The organism is Arthrobacter sp. efr-133-R2A-120 (assembly GCF_030209835.1).
Lineage (GTDB): Bacteria > Actinomycetota > Actinomycetes > Actinomycetales > Micrococcaceae > Arthrobacter.
This window is the reverse complement of sequence record NZ_JARVRF010000064.1, coordinates 1-17,635: the sequence shown is the minus strand read 5'-3', so window position 1 is coordinate 17,635 and position 17,635 is coordinate 1. Positions and strand designations below refer to the sequence as shown.

General features: G+C 62.1%; 16 protein-coding genes. 11 read left to right on the top strand and 5 right to left on the bottom strand.

Going from position 1 to position 17,635, the window contains the following annotated elements; all coding sequences use genetic code 11:
• Window positions 1–3: 3 nt before the first annotated feature.
• The 4 genes from QRN52_RS21945 to QRN52_RS21930 all read right to left on the bottom strand — a co-directional run bounded on the left by QRN52_RS21945 (window position 4) and on the right by QRN52_RS21930 (window position 4,173).
• On the bottom strand, window positions 4–984 hold the full coding sequence (locus QRN52_RS21945; protein ID WP_284755817.1) for an ABC transporter permease: 981 nt from the start codon (window positions 982–984) through the stop codon (window positions 4–6).
• Entirely contained in the window at window positions 981–1,952 is a 972-nt protein-coding gene (locus tag QRN52_RS21940) for an ROK family protein (protein ID WP_284755814.1), read from the bottom strand. The genes QRN52_RS21945 and QRN52_RS21940 overlap by 4 nt, the downstream gene beginning before the upstream one ends.
• Window positions 1,949–2,959 carry a phosphotriesterase family protein gene (locus tag QRN52_RS21935; RefSeq protein WP_284755813.1) on the bottom strand — a complete coding sequence of 337 codons (1,011 nt, stop codon included), beginning with the start codon at window positions 2,957–2,959 and terminating at the stop codon, window positions 1,949–1,951. The genes QRN52_RS21940 and QRN52_RS21935 overlap by 4 nt, the downstream gene beginning before the upstream one ends.
• 89 nt (window positions 2,960–3,048) lie before the next feature.
• Window positions 3,049–4,173, bottom strand: coding sequence for a substrate-binding domain-containing protein (locus QRN52_RS21930; RefSeq protein ID WP_284755812.1), 1,125 nt, complete (start codon window positions 4,171–4,173; stop codon window positions 3,049–3,051).
• Window positions 4,174–4,624: 451 nt separating this feature from the next.
• Here QRN52_RS21930 and QRN52_RS21925 point away from each other — a divergent pair, with 451 nt between their 5' ends.
• Entirely contained in the window at window positions 4,625–5,803 is a 1,179-nt protein-coding gene (locus tag QRN52_RS21925; RefSeq protein ID WP_284755810.1) for an ROK family transcriptional regulator, read from the top strand.
• Window positions 5,804–6,037: 234 nt separating this feature from the next.
• Window positions 6,038–7,012 carry an aldo/keto reductase gene (locus QRN52_RS21920; protein WP_284755808.1) on the top strand — a complete coding sequence of 325 codons (975 nt, stop codon included), beginning with the start codon at window positions 6,038–6,040 and terminating at the stop codon, window positions 7,010–7,012.
• Between the two features lie 105 nt (window positions 7,013–7,117).
• On the opposite strand, the gene QRN52_RS21915 is transcribed toward QRN52_RS21920, so the two are convergent.
• Window positions 7,118–7,834: a DeoR/GlpR family DNA-binding transcription regulator gene (locus tag QRN52_RS21915; RefSeq protein ID WP_284755976.1), complete on the bottom strand. Its 717-nt coding sequence runs from the start codon at window positions 7,832–7,834 to the stop codon at window positions 7,118–7,120.
• Window positions 7,835–8,025: 191 nt separating this feature from the next.
• On the opposite strand from QRN52_RS21915, the gene QRN52_RS21910 reads away from it, so the two are divergent.
• From QRN52_RS21910 to QRN52_RS21870, 9 genes are all read left to right on the top strand, one after another.
• A complete protein-coding gene (locus QRN52_RS21910; RefSeq protein WP_284755806.1) occupies window positions 8,026–9,528 on the top strand; it encodes a rhamnulokinase in 1,503 nt (500 codons plus the stop codon).
• Window positions 9,525–10,298, top strand: a complete 774-nt coding sequence (locus QRN52_RS21905; protein ID WP_284755805.1) for a class II aldolase/adducin family protein — start codon at window positions 9,525–9,527, stop codon at window positions 10,296–10,298. Before QRN52_RS21910 ends, QRN52_RS21905 begins: the two co-directional genes overlap by 4 nt.
• Window positions 10,299–10,395: 97 nt before the next feature.
• Complete coding sequence (gene rhaI / locus QRN52_RS21900) at window positions 10,396–11,580, top strand: L-rhamnose isomerase (RefSeq protein ID WP_284755803.1); 1,185 nt, start codon at window positions 10,396–10,398, stop codon at window positions 11,578–11,580.
• Between the two features lie 6 nt (window positions 11,581–11,586).
• Entirely contained in the window at window positions 11,587–11,970 is a 384-nt protein-coding gene (locus QRN52_RS21895; RefSeq protein WP_284755802.1) for a sensory rhodopsin transducer, read from the top strand.
• A gap of 5 nt (window positions 11,971–11,975) precedes the next feature.
• Entirely contained in the window at window positions 11,976–13,535 is a 1,560-nt protein-coding gene (locus QRN52_RS21890) for a sugar ABC transporter ATP-binding protein (protein WP_284755800.1), read from the top strand.
• Window positions 13,532–14,566, top strand: a complete 1,035-nt coding sequence (locus QRN52_RS21885; RefSeq protein WP_284755798.1) for an ABC transporter permease — start codon at window positions 13,532–13,534, stop codon at window positions 14,564–14,566. Before QRN52_RS21890 ends, QRN52_RS21885 begins: the two co-directional genes overlap by 4 nt.
• The gene (locus QRN52_RS21880; RefSeq protein WP_284755796.1) at window positions 14,559–15,629 is read left to right on the top strand and encodes an ABC transporter permease; all 1,071 of its coding nucleotides are present in this window, start codon (window positions 14,559–14,561) and stop codon (window positions 15,627–15,629) included. Before QRN52_RS21885 ends, QRN52_RS21880 begins: the two co-directional genes overlap by 8 nt.
• A gap of 58 nt (window positions 15,630–15,687) precedes the next feature.
• A complete protein-coding gene (rhaS, locus tag QRN52_RS21875) occupies window positions 15,688–16,746 on the top strand; it encodes a rhamnose ABC transporter substrate-binding protein (protein ID WP_284755794.1) in 1,059 nt (352 codons plus the stop codon).
• A gap of 168 nt (window positions 16,747–16,914) precedes the next feature.
• On the top strand, window positions 16,915–17,635 hold a 721-nt coding region (locus QRN52_RS21870; protein WP_284755975.1), incomplete at its 3' end, for a class II aldolase/adducin family protein.

Here is a 17,635-nt window from a genome sequence, read left to right as displayed (position 1 = left end):
GGCCTAACTGTTCTTCTTGGCGCGGAGCGAGAGGGAGACGGCGGCGAGGATGATGATGCCGCGCACGATTAACTGCTGTGCCACGTTGAGGCCGCCCAGGAGCAGACCGTAGTTGATCATGCTCATGAACAGGCTGCCGACAAGTGCTCCGATGATGGAGCCCTTGCCTCCGGTGAGGGAGGTGCCACCGACAATGACCGCGGCGAGCACGCTCATCAGGTCGGAGCTGCCCAGCGTATACGTCGCGCCGGCAAGACGACCCGCGTAGAGGATGCCGGCCAGGGCCGCCGCCATGCCGCTCACGATGAAGACAATCATTTTCACGCGATTCACTCGGATGCCGCTTACCGCAGCCGCCGACGATTTGTTGCCCACTGCGAGCACGTGTGCGCCGAACGAGCGCTGACGGAGCACGTGCCAGCCGATTGCGACGATCACGGCTGTCCACCAGATCAGAATGGGGATCCCGAGAAGCGTCCCGCCGCCGAACAGCCAACCGAAGGCGCTGTTCGTGACCGGAACCGATTGCAGGTTGGTCGCCTGCTGGGCAAGTCCGGCCACCAGGCCCATCGTGGCCAGAGTGACCAGGAAGGATGGCAGACGCACCATAGTGATAAAGATCCCGTTGATCGCGCCGACCCCAGCGCCGATGGCGAGTCCGGCCAACGCGGCCAACCACCATTGGTGGGTCGCCTGCAGCGTCACGGCCGACCCAAGGGACGCGAGTGCGACGGTGGAACCAATGGAGAGGTCGATTTCACCAACGCTCAAGACGAACACCGCCCCGACCGCCATCACTGTGATGGGGGCGGCCTGGGTGATGATGTTGACCAGGGTCGTGGTGTTGAGGAAGTTGCCGGCCTGGGTGATGGCGAAGTAGGCGAAGACGACTACGAAGCCGATGTAGACGACATACTGCCGCCAATCGATGTCCCGGAGGACGTCGCTGACCGTCCCTGTCTTGACGTGGGTCGTGATGGTCATGATGCTTCTCTTTCCTGTGGCTGGAGGGCCTTGTCGATGGCCAGGCGCACGGCGCCGGCGATGGGGGCGCGGGGGCCGAGCCGGCTGATGACGACCTTGAGGTCGCCCCGGCCGAGGCGCGTCATCCACGCACGGATGGGCGCAAGGAGTTCGACGCGGGTGCCGATTCCCCCGCCGAGGACGAAGAGTCCCGGGTTCACGACGGCGTCGACCGCGACGAGGGCATGGGCGATCCACTTCGCCTCCTCGTCGAGCGAGGCGGCCGCAAAGGGGTCCCCGCGCCCGGCCCGGTCGAAGACCTCGACGGCATCGGGAGTGGCTTCGGGGGCGGCTGAGTCGGAGGACGCCGAGTAGCGACGGCCGATGGCGTCGCCCGCGACCACCTCTTCGAGCGGACCGCGACGGTGGCTGGCGGGGTTGATCGGGTCGGCCCCGAACGGCAGGTATCCGATCTCCCCGGCACCGCCGCTCGCTCCGGCCCACAGCCGACGGTCGAGGATGAGACCGACGCCGATGCCGGTGCCGACCGATACGAACGCGAAGCTGTCGTACGCGAAGCCGACGCCGTCATGCAGTTCGCCGAGGGCGGCGATGTTGACATCGTTCTCCAGCACCACCGGATGCCCCAGCGCCTCCTCCAAGTCGGCTGCCAGGCTGAATCCGTCGAGCTCGCCGAGATTCGGCGCGCGCTCGAATCGGCCCGAGTCGCCGTCGGGAACGCCCGCTCCTCCGATCGCCGTGGCGACGACTGCCGATACATCGGACCCGACAGCCGAGGCCAGTGCGGCCACCAGTGCGGACAACTGTGGAACGAGATCGGGCCCAGCGTCCGGAGCGGTGGGTTCGGTCATCTGGAACAGCACCCGACCGTCGAGTCCGGCGATGCCGGCACGCACCTTGGTTCCGCCAAGGTCGACACCGACGACGAACCGCGAAACCGGAACGGAGGAGTGCTGGAGAACGTTCACCGCACCTCCAGCACGCTGGCGGGGTTGGCAGTGAGGAGCCGTTCGCAGTCCATGTCCGAGACCCCGCGTGCGCGGAGCTCGGGAACGAAGACGGCGCCGAGGTAGGAGTAGCCGTGGATCCCGTGGGTTTTCGGATTCATCCAGACTTCGGCTCCGGTGAGGTCTTGGGAGAGCAGGATGCGGTCGGTGTATCCGAGCGACACCAGCCACGCGACAAGGTCGGCGCGTCCGGCGTCGGACCGGTGGAAGGCGTGCTTGTCGAACTCGCCATCCGGGCGGGGGTCGGGGGCCGGACCAAGGAAGAAATCCCAGTTCTCCTTGCCGATCGTGTCGATGGCGATGCGGGGACCGGCATCCAGGACCCGGCGTGCGAATTCGGGGCTCAGCTGGGTGTCAAGGTGGCCGATGACCACTCGGTCCAGGTCAACGCCTTCGGAGTTAAGGATCTCGAGCTGCTCGAACGCCATCGTGCCGTGGGTGGTGTGGGTCATGATCGAGAGTCCGGTCTCGCGTTGAGCGCGGGCGACGGCGCGGAGGCACTTCTCCTCGTACGCGGTGATCTCGCCCAGGCTTGTCGCCTGTTCGCCGAAGATGCCTGCATGGATGCCCGAGTCGCCAATGCCGTGGACCACATCCCGGATCAGGCGCTCGGCGAGGACGCCGGCGTCGGCGTCGTGCACCCACTCGGGAGAGTAGGACTCGAGGTAGAACGCAGTTCCGGAGACGATGTGCATGCCCGTCTTGCGCGAGATCTCGGCGAGCAGTGCAGCGTTGTCTCCATTGTCGTCACGACCGACGACACCGTAAGGGCTGAGGTCGACGACGGTCCCGAATCCGAGCTCTCGGAGCGACCCGAGAGCCTCCACCGCCCTATCGACGGCGTCGTCCCGCAGCCCGCCAGTGAGCCAGGGTCCCGGAGTCAGCGAGAGGAGGTGTTCGTGTGGCATGACCCTGCCGAGGTCATCGGCCGGAACCGCACCGAGAACGGTTGTGACTTGCCCTGACATCGATGTCTCCTTCGTGGTGCTTGGTGTTTGGGGTGCGTGGCGAGCGGGGCGAGCGGTGGGCGAGACCGTCCGCCCCGTTCGGTCCGAGGTCAGCCGCCGGTGATGCTCGACGGCGGCTGGGTGCCATAGTCGGACAGCCATCCCTTGTCGAGGTCTGCCTTGGTGACCTTGGTCGGGTCCGAGGCGACCAGCGCCGGCGCGGTCTTGCCGAGGACGCCGTATGCTCCCGCCAAGGCGAGACCCTTGCCGATTCCGAGGGATCCGTTTCCGACCATTCCGGCCACGTTCGTTCCAGAGGCCATCGAGGCCGCGAGGGTGGTGTCCAGGTCGTTCGTGACCACCTGGATGTCGCTCCGCCCGGCCGCCTTGATCGCGGCCACGACGCCCTGCGCAGCCGTCGCCCAGGACACGTAGATGCCCTTGATGTTCGGGTTCTTCGCGATCATGGCGGCCGCGATCGTCTGGGTGGCCGTCTCATCGGCGAAGCCTTCGGAGTCAACGATTTTCATGTCGGGGTATTCGTAGGCCAGCCAATCCTTGAACGACTTGTCCCTCTGGTTCGTGAACCAGAAGTTGGCGTTGTACGAGATATAGCCCACCTCGCCGGTCTTGCCGAGGGCGTCTCCCAAGATCTCGGCGTTGGCTTGCCCTGCCTCGGTCAGGTTCTCCGTCACGATGGACACAAAGTCCTTGCCGGCCTGGTATCCGGCGGGGGGCGTCGTCATAATGACGAGCTTCGTTCCCGCGTCGACGGCGGGCTTGAACGCCTCGGCGGCGGAAGTGGGGTCGACCGCGATGGTAACGATGATGTTCGGGTGCAGCGCGAGGACTGTCTGAACGTTGTTGGCCTGGGTAGCGGCGTTGAAGTTGGCCTGCGTGCTCGCGACGACGTCGATCCCGAGGTTCTTGAACTCCTCACGCGCGCCCTTCTCGACGGCGGTCACGAAGTCCGAGGACGTGTGCCAGACGAAAGCGGCGGTGTACTTGCCGTCCTTCACCTTCGCCTGCTCGCTACTCGTCAGCGAAAGCTCCGAGAGCGCACCGGGCTTTTCGCCGTTCGGACCTGCGAACTCCAGGCTGGGCTTGGCTGCGGGCCCGGATGAAGCGGCCGTGCCGCCGCCTCCGCTGGAGCAGCCAGCGAGGGCGAGCGTGATCGCAAGTGCGCCGACGGCGGCACGAAGGCCGAACCGTCGGACCGTGGGTGCTGTGCTCATGGGGGTCTACCTTCCGTGACCGGGTGGGATGCCAGTTCCGGTGACAGGTAGCGGTTGGTCCGTGGCCTGTCATCTTCGACTGTGCGTAATCCATTTTGATTTCAGTGCGCAAGTAAAGTCAACCCCTCCGATTGTAACGAATAGGTCTCGGAGGGTTGCAGACGAAGATGCGGGGCATCCTCCGCCCTGCACTTTCGCCCCGTTCGCGACTCTTGCCGAGAGGTCTGAGCGGCGTCATCGCCCGACCGTTTGGGCCCCGTAAAATCAGGGCTGCGGGTGATTTTCAGTCACGCGGGACAAGGCCAACCGCGCAGCCGCCTCCGCTGGAGCATCCCGCCCGGCGCGTGTTATCGCAAATGAACCGGCCAGTAAATCGATCCCCGAGATGGCTGGATCGCCACGGCGATTTAGGCTAACTTTGAATTCACACTGATTGCAAAAGGAGACCCCGATGGTTCAAGACACTAGAGAGCTGAACCGCAAGGCGGTCTTGACGGCCCTAATGATGTCGCGACCTGCCAGCCGCAAATGGATTGCCGAAGCATCAGGCATCTCCGCGGCGACAGTCACCCGTGCTGTCGACCAGCTGATCGCTGAAGGAATCGTCACCGAGACTGCCGAGATCATCTCCGAATCTCGCGGACGTCGGGCCGTCGAGCTAGACGTGGTGTCCAATCGCAGTTTCGTCGTCGGCGTGGACCTCGGAGCGTCCAACGTCCGTCTCGTCGTCGCCGACCTGCTTGCTCGTCCGCTCCTTGCCCTCGAGATCGCGACGCCCACTGCGACGACTGCGCGCGAGCTTGCAAACTGGTTGGCCTCCACGGCGCGCACATCGGCCGGAGACGTCTGGGATCGGGTCGAACACCTCTGCGTTGGCCTGCCAGGGGCTGTGAGTCAGCAGAAGCGCACAATTTCCAACGCACCCAACTTGGCCCAGATCGAGGCGCCAACGTTCCTGGACGACGTCGAGAATGCGATGGGCAGGCCAGTCGGCTTCGACAACGACGCCAACTATGCGCTCCTCGGTGAACAGCATTTCGGCGCGGCACGTTCCGCGCCCAACGCTGCAATGGTCACGATCGGTTCCGGGCTCGGTGCCGGCCTGGCGATCGATGGCCGAATCCTTCAGGGCGACCACGGACTAATCGGTGAATTCGGGCAGCTGCCCGTCGGCCCCCTTGGGACTCGCCTTGAGCACATGGTCACCGGCGCCGGGATCATCCGCCGTGCCGCCGAGTCGGGCATCGATCTCGCCGCCCCTAGCCAGCTCTTCGCAAGCGATGCGGGCCCCGGGCTGAAGGCATTGCGCGCCCATTTCGATCAAGCTCTTCTGATCGTTCTCACTGCCACAACGGTTTCATGCGATCCGCAGACGATCGTCCTCGGCGGCGGCATCGCGAACTCCCTCGCGTCGACACTTGACCGCTACCAGGCGGCTCTGGAGCAGAATCTCCGCGCGTCTCCCCGGCTCGCTGCTGCCGAGTTGGGCGACTTCTCGGGTGCTGTCGGAGCCGTGGTCGCCGCACTGCACAGGGTGTACGCGGATCTCGGCATAGAAGAGGAAGCCTTCGTCAGCCTTCCCGGCGGCGACGCGCTTACTCACGAGCGGGTACAAGCCGCGAGAGGTTGACGAGGCCTATCGGGGTGCCTCGAGAAGGCCGGGCGGCCACAACGCCTGTTTCGGCACTGGCAGGTGTGGCTGGTGCCGGCATGCGCTTACGGCCAACGAGGCGTGGATTGTAAAAAAGAAATTCTCGGCTCCAGATGCCGAGGCTGGGAAAGCTCACAAAACCGTTTGAAGGGTTGCACGAGGGTAAAGATGAGAAGACGAATGCTTGGCCGTGCGGGCCTGTCGGCGTCATCAGTGGGCATCGACATCAGCACGATGGATGTGTGCACTAGACAGCCCGATTGCGGGCCCGGTTTCGAAACCGCCTTGGAGACCATCCGGAGGGTGTTGGAAGGACCTTTCAACTTCATCGATGCGAGTGGTGAATCCTGGCAAGGAGCCGAGGGAGAACGGTGTATTGGGCGGGCCATCTCTGAAGCAGGCGGCTTGCCCGATGGATTTGTCCTGACCCGTAGCGTGGGACCCGCCTTAGCGCTCGACTTCTCGGGGGACGGCATTGTGCGCGCCGTGGAAGAGAGCCTTCAGCGCCTTGGCCTCGATCTTCTCCCGCTCGTCTTGCTGCGTAATCCCGAAGAGTTCAGCTTTGAATCAGGAACGGCGCGTAGCGGCCCTCTTGCAACGCTCGTTGGGTTGCGGGATCAGGGCTTGATCAATCATCTTGGCATTGCGGGCGGTCCGATAGATCTCCAACTGAAGTACCTGCAAACTGATGCGTTCGACGCGGTGATCAGCCACGTTCCGTATAGCCTGCTGGACCGGGCGGCCGAGCCGCTGATCCAGAATGCCGCCTCCCGGGAGGTGGCGTTCGTAAATGCCGCGCCATTCACCGGCAGATTACTTCCGGATGGGGCGGGAAGGTCTACCCAGGGCGTGAACTGGGAGAGGAGCCCGGCACGTCTGGAACGCAGCGATAAGATGCGGTTGATCTGTGCGGCGTATGGCATCCCCTTGGCGGCAGCTGCCCTGCAGTTTTCGACGCTTGATCCACGGATTACTTCAACGATCGTCGGCGCCAGCACCCCGTCGCAAGCCGATTTTGTCACGGACCTTGCGCAGTGGAGGATCCCCTCTGGCGTCTGGGACGACCTGCTTGATCTAGTGGAGGAATCTGAACTGGCTATAAGTTGCCGTGATCATGTCGTTCCGACCACGGATCCACTGTCTTACAGGGATCAGCGTGTGACCTTCCCCGCCCCAGTCCCTCACTGAGTCTCGGCAACTGCCTCCTCTTGGGCTTGCCGAACGATGTCGGAACCGAGCATCTGGTGGGAGCTGTCCATTCCCTTTCCGCTTGGGAAGTGCCTTGTGCCTGCTTCAGAGGATGTCAGTGACGTCTCGGAAAGGGTCCAGTTTCGGGTCTTTGGGATCGAGTTCCGTGACGAGCAGATCGATCCTGGTCATTGGAAGGGCACGAGCGACGGACCGCGTACCGAGCTTCGATGAGTCCGTGGCAATGACGACAAACTGGGACGCGTCCGCCATCGCCTTCTTCACCTCAACCTGAGCCATTGTGGGTTCGCTGGTGCCGATGACCGGGTCGATGCAAGTCGTCGAGAGAAAACATGTATTCAGCAGGAAACTGGACAACGAAGCCACAGCCAACGGCCCGACGAGGCTGGCGTTTTGCTCCTCGGATTCCCCTCCGGTGAGGTACGCGCGTATCCCTGGCCGATGTTGAAGGGCCGTGAAGGTGGCCAGTCCGTTCGTGATGACCGAGAGTTGCTCGACGTCCTTTAGCGCGCTTGCGAGCTGAAAGACCGTCGTTGATGCATCGAAACCGATGGCCTGGTTTGACTTGATCAGGGGCACTAACTTCTCGGCGATACGTCGTTTTGCAGCAAAATGCCGACCTTGGCGCTGATGAAAATCCTCGGTGCCGACGTAGACCGCACCGCCCCGGACACGCCGAGCGATCCCTTCCTGTTCCAGGAAATCGAGATCGCGGCGAACGGTCATGGGGTGCACTTCGAGTTTTTCAGAGGCTGCGACCAAGTCAACCGTGCCTTCCTCGCGAAGAATCACCCTGAGCATTTCTCGGCGTTCTTCAGTGGCTGCAGAGCCGCTTAGCGTCATGTCTTCCCCTCGCTTGTTATGAGCGTAATCCTAGCCGACATTTGTTAGTTCATGTTTAAATGCCTTGCGTTGGATGAAATTCGTTGATAAATTTCACAACATGTACCACTCGGTGCATCGCCGTCTTTCAGTGTCGAGAGTGAGGATCCATGCCTGCGTTTATAGCGGTTGACCTTGGAGCCACGAGTGGACGGGTCTGTTACGGAATCATCGAAGACACACAGATCGAGCTGAAAGAAGTAACACGATTTAGCAACGACCCGCTCCTGATCGCGGGCGTTTTGGAGTGGGACACCACCCGGTTGTTTCAACAGACGCTCGTCGGTCTTCGCACAGCTGTTACATCACTGCGCGAACGGGGCCATTCGGCCAGTGGCGCAGGCATCGACAGCTGGGGTGTCGACTACGGCATCGTCCGCCCTGGCGGACAGGACCTTCCTCCTGCGCGCCACTACAGGTCAGCTCCGTCCGAGACCGTTGAACGGCTCCGTCGGCGGATTCCGGCCCGGGTCGGTTACAGCATCACAGGGATCAACCCCCTCCCCATCAATACCCTTTACCAATTGTCGGACGCTGCCGAGCGCGGTGAACTGGCGGGCGGGGAGAAAGCCCTGCTGATCCCGGATCTGTGGGTGCACGGTCTCACAGGCACTTTCGGCGCGGAGCGTTCAATAGCGTCGACCACCGAACTCGTGGACGTAACTACCGGTGGATGGTCTCCGCAACTGGCCTCACGGGCCGGCATCCCGCTCTCGGCCCTGCCACAGTTGTGCGATACCGGGACCGTGGCCGGGGAAATTCTTCCTGCCGTCCGCGGCGCCATCTCAGCGGCCGAGCCGCTGACGGTGTATCGCGTCGCCGAACATGACACCGCTTCGGCCGTGCTGGCGTTACCCGCCGAAGAACCGTACGCCTTCATCTCGTGCGGCTCGTGGTCGCTCGTGGGACTCGAACTGGACCGGCCGATACTGACCGAGGATGCACGATCAGCAGATTTCACGAATGAGCAAGGCGCCTACGGCACAACACTTTTCATGAGGAATCTGGCAGGTCTGTGGCTGCTCGAGGAATGTGTCCGACAATGGAACCGAGACGATCGTAGCCGCTCCACAATTCCGGATCTCCTCCGGGCAGCCCAGGATGTGCCGGCCCATCAATTTGTCATCGACGTCGGCGGCCCTGTGTTCCTGGAGCCTGGCGACCTTCCCGCACGAATTGCAGGCTATTGCCAACAAAGCGGTCAGCAGATTCCCGAAAGTCATGCCGAAATGACCAGATGCATCGTAGACAGTCTGGCGCTGGCATACCGCGCAGCGATCACCGCGGCCCGGGAGATCAGCGGGGAACCCGTCGAGGTGATCCACATGATCGGCGGAGGTTCCAGAAACTCGCTGTTGTGCCAGCTGACCGCCGACGCGAGCCAGCGCGCAGTTCTGGCCGGTCCCGCCGAAGCCACGTCGATGGGCAATCTCTTGGTCCAGGCCATCTCGACGGGTGCCGTCGAAAATGTCGCCCACGCCCGCAAGATCGTTCGGGCCAGCACCGAACCGTTGCGGTACAACCCGGCCTCCGACAGGTCCTCATTGCTTGCCTGGCAGACAGCCGCGCAAAAACTGCACTACCTCCAAGCCGCGCGAAAGGAAAAGTCGTGAGCCATAAAATAGCCGACGACATTGTCAGACTCTGCCGAACCCTCGGAGAACCCGGGCGGGACCTGGTGATCCTTGCTGAAGGAAACGTCTCCGGTCGAGCCACCCCGGAGACAATGTTTGTCAAAGCGTCAGGGGCAAACATGGCGACCGCCACCCGACAAGACTTGGTTGAGGTCCGGCTGGCCCCGCTTCTGGCCCTCCTGAATGATGACACGGCCGATGATGAAACGGTTGCGCGCGTACTGATGGAAAGCCTCGTCGACTCCGAAGACAAGAGGCCCTCCGTTGAGGCTTTGCTGCACGCTGTCTGCCAGGAATACGGGGAGACGCCGGTTGTCGCGCACACCCATCCCGTCAGCGTCAATGCGTTGCTCTGTTCGGACCAAGCCACGGAGCTCGTCTCAGGAACCCTCTTTCCAGACCAGGTGGTGGTTCTGGGCAAGCGCCAGCTGCTCATTCCCTACACCGACCCGGGGCTCCAACTGGCCCGCAGCGCACGCCGCGAACTTCAGCGCCATATCGCCGCTTTCGGCGGGCCGCCGAAGGCTCTTTACCTTGTCAATCATGGAATGTTTGCCTTGGGTCAGTCTGCCACGGAAGCTCTGCAGATCACAGAAATGGCTGTGAAATGCGCCCGTATCATCGGCGGCGCCCTTTCCATCGGAAACACTACACACCTGTCCGAACCAGACGCAGAGCGCATCGACTCGCGTCCGGACGAACATCTCCGCCGCAAGGAGCTTCTCAGTCCCGGCGGCCCACACCAGTGAACTCAGAGCCGGCCCGGCTCATTCTGAACCACAGCTGACCCAACTGACGGCCAATAAAAAGCCGAAACCAGCCTTACTACATCGATCGGGAGATCCCATGTCTGAATCTGATAAGCACGAGAAAATTTTGACACGCCTGGCTCAGCAGCATATTGAGACACAGAGTTGGGGGTACGTGAGCACCGGAACACGGTTCAAGGTGTTCAACACCCCGGGAACACCGCGCGACGTCTGGGAAAAGATCGATGACGCCGCGCTCGTGCACAGACTCACCGGAGTTGCTCCTTCGGTTGCCCTACACATTCCCTGGGACCAGGTCGACGACTATGGCCGACTCTCTGACTACGCCAAAAAGGAAGGTCTGGTGATCGGTTCAATCAGTCCGAACCTGTTCCAGGACGATGACTACAAGTTCGGCTCGCTGACGAACCTCGACCCCAAGATCCGGCGCAAGGCGATCGAGCACTCGATCGAAGTCGTTGACGTCATGCGTTCGGTTGGTTCCACCCAGATGTCCATGTGGCTGGCCGACGGCACCAACTACCCCGGCCAGGCCGATTTCCGTCGGCGGCGCCACTTCCTTCGTGAAGGCCTGCAGGAGATCTACGCTGCGCTCGACGAGGACATGACCATGGTGCTCGAATACAAACTCTTCGAGCCGGCTTTCTACCACACGGACATTGCCGACTGGGGGCAGTCGCTCTCCTTCTGCCAAAAGTTGGGCGATCGTGCGAAGGTGCTGGTCGACCTGGGCCACCATGCCCTCGGTGTCAATATTGAGCACATAGTCGCAACCCTACTTGACGAGAACCGCCTGGGCGGCTTTGACCTTAACGGTAAGAAATACGCCGATGATGACCTGTTTGTCGGCGCCATTAACCCCTATGAACTCTTCCTTATTGCGGTCGAGCTCGTTGGCGGAGAGGACGATGCAGACCCGCGCGTCGCTGAAACGGCGCGCAACGTCCTCTACAAGATTGATCAGTGCGCGATGATCGAGGACAAAATTCCCGCCATGCTACGCAGTGTCACGGCGATGCAGGCCGCCTTCGCGAAAGCCCTGCTCGTGGACCGCGCGGCTCTCTCCGCCGCCCAGGAAGCCGGGGATGTCGTGACGGCCAATGAAGTCCTGACCGATGCATACGAAACGGACGTTCGTCCGCTGCTGCGGAGGCTGAGGGAGCGTCAGGGCGTGGTGGCAGATCCGCTTGGTGCCTACCGTGATTCCGAGGACCGTAAGCAGCGCATCAGTGAGCGTGTCGGCACTCCGGCGGGCTGGTGAATCCGGATGTCCACTGCAACAAAGGCTGACGGACACACGCGCTGGTACGTTCCCGATGCGTACATTCCTTCTGAAAGCTCCTGCGGGCAAACGAGCCACGAATCGATCTGCCTGCTAAACGTAGGCAGCTCCGCTGCTGAAGTGACCTTCGCAGCCTACTTCGCCGACGACGAACCGCGTCTTTCGGATCCGGTTCTCCTGCCCGCCGAGCGGGCGTACCACCTCAGGACCGACGATCCGGACAAGCTGGGTGGCCTACGCATCCCCGCAGGAGTCCCCTATGCCCTTATGGTGACAAGCGACATCCCCGTGCTCGCTCAGTACAGCCGCCTGGATACCACGCAGGGCGCCTACACATTGATGACCGCCACCCCCACGGGAAGGGATTGATCCGCTTGTCGAGTCACTCTTCCACGTCAACCGTCGGCGATGTTGTGCTTGAGCTGTCCGAAGTCTCGAAGTCGTTCGGGGCGGTACGGGCGCTTCGAAACGGCGAGCTGACGCTCAGGGCCGGCTCCATTCATGCCTTGATGGGTGAGAACGGAGCCGGCAAGTCAACAATCGTCAAGATCATTGCAGGTCTGTACCACCGGGATGCCGGTTCGTTCACCCTCGACGGAACCGAGGTGGATTTTCGATCCACTGCCGAATCCAAGAATGCCGGCATCGCCGTCATCTACCAGGAGCCGACCCTCTTTCCTGATCTTTCCGTCACGGAGAATATCTTCATGGGCCGTCAGCCCATGAAGTCCTGGGGACGGATCGACCGGGCGGCGATGAGAAAGCACGCGCAGGAGCTATTCAGCCGCCTAGATGTGCATATTGATCCTGACCGGCCCGCTCAGGGGCTGTCCATCGCAGATCAACAAATCATCGAAGTTGCCAAGGCGATGTCGCTGGATGCGAAAGTCCTGGTCATGGATGAGCCGACGGCGGCGCTAAGCCTCGCCGAGGTCGACCGGCTGTTTGCCATCGCCAGGGCGCTCCGCGACGAGGGGCGTGCGTTGCTGTTCATCTCGCACCGCTTCGAGGAAGTTTATGCGCTCTGCGACACGGTGACCGTGATGCGCGATGGTGAGTACATCTCCACCGATCCGATCGATGAGACGGACGTCCCTTCGCTCGTGCGAAAGATGGTCGGACGGGATGTGGCTTCACTCTTTCCAAAGGAAGAAGCGACCATCGGTGACGTCGCCTTAGAGGTCCGCAACCTGAACTCCACTGGAACGTTCCATGACATCAGCTTCACCGTCCGCGCCGGAGAGATTGTTGGCCTCGCTGGCCTCGTCGGCGCCGGGCGCAGTGAGGTCGCCCGAGCCATCTTCGGCGTCGACAACTACGATTCGGGCCATGTATCGGTGTACGGCGAAAGTGTTCCGAGAAAGAACACCGCAGCAGCCATGAAGCTCGGTGTTGCCCTCGTACCAGAGGACCGCCGGCAGCAGGGCCTCATCCTGGACTTCGGTGTAGCACGAAATCTGACGCTGTCCATCTGCCGAGGTCTCGCTCGTTTCGGTCTCCTCTCCTCCAAGGCGGAGAACCTGGCGGCCGACGGGTGGGCCCAGCGCCTGCAGGTCAAGTCCCATTCCCTGGCGACGGCAGCAGGAACGCTCTCGGGCGGCAACCAGCAAAAGATTGTCCTAGCCAAGTGGCTCGCGGCTCAGCCTCGGATACTTATCGTCGACGAGCCCACCCGCGGCATCGATGTGGGAACCAAAGCGGAGGTCCACCGCATGCTCTCACAACTTGCGGGCCAGGGGCTCGCAATCCTCATGGTTTCCTCAGAACTACCGGAGGTACTCGGCATGGCCGATCGTGTTCTCGTCATGCGTGAAGGAAGAATCACGTCAGAGATCCCCCGCGCAGAGGCGACGGCGGAAACCGTGATGTTCGCGGCAACGCACGACAGGCAACAGGTCCTGGCCGCCACGAACGTGATGGAGCCGACGCAGTGACGGCCCTCATCTCCCCCGCACGCAAGAACCCCGCAGCGCAGGCTATCGAAACACTACTGAAGTCCCGAGAAACGGGCATCGTTCTCGCCCTCCTGTTAGTCCTTGTGGCGACAACGGTTCGAAGCCCCGCGTTTCTCGTCAGCACCGACGGGTTCCGGGACCTCCTCCTCACTCCGGCAATCTTTGTGCTCCTGGCCATCGGACAGGCGATGGTCATCATTACCCGCAACATTGACCTTTCAGTCGGTTCCGTCGTCGGGCTCACCGCCTATCTGACGGGACGCCTCTTCATTGATTTCCCTGGGATGCCGATTCCGGTCGTCATTATTGCCGGAATCGCCCTCGGTGCTCTCCTCGGACTGATCAACGGTGCACTGATCGCCTACGCAAAGGTGCCCGCGCTCGTGGTCACCTTGGGCACGCTCTACATTTACCGGGGTGTTGACGTCTGGTGGGTCGGGCGCAAGCCGATCAACGCGTCCGACATGCCACGCGACTTCCTTGGCTTCGGTGTCAGCTCGTTCCTGAACATTCCCACACTGGCCATCATCGCGGCGCTGGTGCTCGTCGCCGTCGGATGGTGCATGAAGACCACGCGTGGGGGCCGCGAGCTTTACGCCATCGGCTCGGATCCCTCAGCAGCGACACTGTATGGTCTGCGCATCACGAAACGGGTAATACACGCCTTCGTTGCATGTGGGGCGCTGACCGGCCTCGCCGGCGTCCTGTTCGCCGCACGTTATGGGACGGTCGACTCGCAGGCTGGAACCGGCTTTGAACTCATCTCTGTCGCGGCCGCCGTCGTCGGCGGAATCGCTATCTTCGGCGGAAGCGGAAGCGTGCTTGGAGCCGCGATCGGTGCCGTGCTCCTTTTGACCATCAACCGGGCCCTGCCGCTTCTGGGAGTGCAGGATTTTTGGCAGCAGGCGGTCGTCGGAGCCCTCATCCTCGGCGCCATCGCGCTGGATCGAGTTCTCTCCCTTCGCCAATTCCACAAACTCATCGAGATCAGGGACAACGCAAATGACTGACTCATCCACGTCCTTGCAGGCCGCCCCGTACCGGAGCCAAAGCTATCCGTACTACAGTTCTCCGGCGTGGAAACGGTTCTTCCTCACCCGCGAATTCGCCGTCGTCATCGCCTTGATCATCGTGGCTGCCGTCGCGTCGATGTCGATCCGCAAGTTCTCCAGTCCCCTCACCTTGGGATACTTGCTGCTGGATGTCACCCCGATCCTCCTCATTGCCCTGCCGATGGCCTTGATTCTGATCTCAGCGGAAATCGACCTTTCGGTGGCAAGCATTGTCGGACTGAGCAACGTCACGCTCGGGGCCTTGTTCGACGCCGGTTGGCCCATTGAACTCGCAGCGCTGGCAGCGCTCGTGCTCGGCATTGTCTGCGGAGCCATCAACGGTTTTCTCGTCACCGTCGTCGGGCTACCTTCCCTCGCCGTGACAATCGGGACGCTGGCGCTTTTTCGTGGAATCGCTGTCGGCATCCTGGGAACGAGATCCGTTGTGAACTTTCCCGAATACTGGACCACACTAACGACGTCCGTATTCGGCAAAAGCGGTATCCCCTACGTCATGGTTCTGGTCGTCGTTCTGGCCCTGGCCTTCGTCCTCCTGCTTCATTTCACGCCCTTCGGACGCGGGATATTCGCCATCGGGCGAAACCGGGAAGTCGCAGCCTTCTCCGGTGTAAAGGTTCAGCGGACAAAGTTCATCCTCTTTGTCCTGTCGGGGCTCGTCGCGGCACTTGCAGGCATCTACTTCACATTCCGCTACGGGAGCGCGCGCGGTGACAACGCACAGGGACTGGAGCTGACCGTCATCGCCGCGGTACTTCTCGGCGGCGTCTCCATCTTCGGCGGGAAGGGCGCCCTTCACGGAGTGCTCGCGGGGGTCCTGTTGATCGGCACGCTTCAAAGTGCCCTGCGTTTCGTCAACGTAACCTCCGACGTCATCAACATTATCGTCGGCGCACTGCTGGTCGCGTCGATCGTGTCACCAAGCTTGCTTACCTGGCTCAAAGGGAAAATTACCCGGGCCGCCAAGGAGGGGACATCGAAAACCCCAGCCCGTCATGCGTAGGCGAACGTCCGATCCAGTCTTATCTCGCTTTTGTCCGTCATTGAAAGGAAATAAAGAAATGTCGCTATTCACATCCCTAGGGACACGTGGCTCTCGTCTGGCCGCACTAGCAGCGGTCGCCGCCACCGTGGCCCTCGTCACCTCCGGCTGCGGCGCAGGAGAGACGTCCGGACCGTCAGGCTCTTCCCAGGAGAGCACCGCCAAGGACCTGAGCATTGGCTTCCTGCCCAAGGCGCTGGGCAATCCCTACTTCCAGGATGCAGCCAAAGGCAGCGAGGAAGCGTCAAAGGAGCTCAAGGGGACGTTTGCTGAGGTCGGTCCCGCTGTTTCGGCAGCAGATGCCCAGGTCAGCTTCATCAACACCCTCAGCCAACAGGGGGCTTCCGGAATCGTACTCTCAGCCAGTGACCCCACTGCTCCCGGCTCGGCCCTGACTGCGGCACGGAAGGCCGGAACAAAAGTAGTGACCTTCGACTCCGACGTTGAGCCTAAGTTCAGGGACTTGTTCATAGCCCCGGCGACTGATGAGAGCATTGCGAAGATTCAGGTGGACCTGCTCGTAAAGCAGATCGGCGAGAGCGGAGAGGTCGCGATCCTCGGTGCATCCGCAAACGCTAAGAACCAGAACGCTTGGATTTCCGGAATGAAGACCGAGCTGGCCAAAAACCACCCGAACCTGAAGCTGGTGGACACCGTCTACGGCAATGATGACGACCAGGAGTCGTTCAACAAGACCGCCGCCTTGCTGCAGTCCCATCCTCAGCTCAAAGGCATCATCGCCTGCACGAATGTGGGCCTCGCGGCCGCGGCACGCTATATCTCCGACTCGTCATTCAAGGGCAAGGTCGCTTTGACTGGCTTGGGCACACCGAATGCGACCCGGGATTACATCAAAAACGGCACCGTCTCAGCCTTTGCACTGTACAGCCCGAAGGACATGGGCTACCTGGCCACCTACGCGATCGACGCGCTCGGTAAGGGGACGATCAGCGGCAAGGAAGGCGAAACGTTCACGGCCGGGCGGTTGGGGAAATACACGGTTGGGAAAGACGGCGTCGTTAACGTGGGTGACCCGATCGTCTTCGACAAGAGCAACATCGGCAATTACGACTTCTAAGTCAACACCACCTCGGCGTGGGGTGCCGCTGGCGGGGAAATTGACCCTTCCAGCGGCAAACCCCTCCGTCCGATGAGCGGGACTGCGAGTTGTCCCGCCAGCAGAGTAACGCTGACCAAACAGCCGCTGAGCACCTCAGCACCCAGTCCGATCGGAAGCATGAGTCACATGGAAAACCACGCTGTTGAAGAGCTGATCACCCGTTCCAACCGCCTGGGCGCGGACAAGCGGAACACCAACTTCGCCGGTGGGAACACCTCGGCGAAGGGCACGGAAAAGGACCCGGTGACCGGGGAGGACGTGGAGCTGTTGTGGGTCAAGGGTTCCGGCGGGGACCTGGGAACCCTGAAGGCGGCTAACCTGGCGGTTTTGCGGCTGGACCGGCTGCAGGCGCTCAAGGCCGTTTACCCCGGCGTCGAGCGGGAAGACGACATGGTGGCCGCCTTCGATTACTGTCTGTTCGGCAAGGGCGGCGCCGCGCCCTCGATCGATACCGCCATGCATGGACTCGTGGACGCCGCGCACGTGGACCACCTGCACCCGGACTCCGGCATCGCGATCGCGACCGCGGTGGACGGCGAAGCCCTGACCTCCAAGGTCTTCGGCGAGAAGGTTGTGTGGGTTCCCTGGCGCCGCCCCGGCTTCCAGCTCGGACTGGACATCGCAGCGATCAAGGAAACCAACCCACAGGCCATCGGCACCATCCTGGGCGGCCACGGCATCACCGCCTGGGGAGCCACGAGCGCGGAAACCGAAGCCAACTCCCTCTGGATCATCGAACAGGCAGAGCGCTACATCGCCCGGAACGGCAAAGCCGAGCCATTCGGCGCCAGACTCCCCGGCTACGGTGCACTCCCGGAAGCCGCGCGACGCGCCAAGGCGGCCGCCC

What these genes read in the sequence shown, in the direction of transcription:
- QRN52_RS21945 (WP_284755817.1), bottom strand. Translation starts at nt 984, where the DNA reads ATGACCATCACGACCCACGTCAAGACAGGGACGGTCAGCGACGTCCTC.
- QRN52_RS21935 (WP_284755813.1), bottom strand. Translation starts at nt 2,959, where the DNA reads ATGTCAGGGCAAGTCACAACCGTTCTCGGTGCGGTTCCGGCCGATGAC.
- QRN52_RS21930 (WP_284755812.1), bottom strand. Translation starts at nt 4,173, where the DNA reads ATGAGCACAGCACCCACGGTCCGACGGTTCGGCCTTCGTGCCGCCGTC.
- QRN52_RS21925 (WP_284755810.1), top strand. Translation starts at nt 4,625, where the DNA reads ATGGTTCAAGACACTAGAGAGCTGAACCGCAAGGCGGTCTTGACGGCC.
- QRN52_RS21915 (WP_284755976.1), bottom strand. Translation starts at nt 7,834, where the DNA reads ATGCTCAGGGTGATTCTTCGCGAGGAAGGCACGGTTGACTTGGTCGCA.
- QRN52_RS21910 (WP_284755806.1), top strand. Translation starts at nt 8,026, where the DNA reads ATGCCTGCGTTTATAGCGGTTGACCTTGGAGCCACGAGTGGACGGGTC.
- rhaI (WP_284755803.1), top strand. Translation starts at nt 10,396, where the DNA reads ATGTCTGAATCTGATAAGCACGAGAAAATTTTGACACGCCTGGCTCAG.
- QRN52_RS21895 (WP_284755802.1), top strand. Translation starts at nt 11,587, where the DNA reads ATGTCCACTGCAACAAAGGCTGACGGACACACGCGCTGGTACGTTCCC.
- QRN52_RS21880 (WP_284755796.1), top strand. Translation starts at nt 14,559, where the DNA reads ATGACTGACTCATCCACGTCCTTGCAGGCCGCCCCGTACCGGAGCCAA.
- rhaS (WP_284755794.1), top strand. Translation starts at nt 15,688, where the DNA reads ATGTCGCTATTCACATCCCTAGGGACACGTGGCTCTCGTCTGGCCGCA.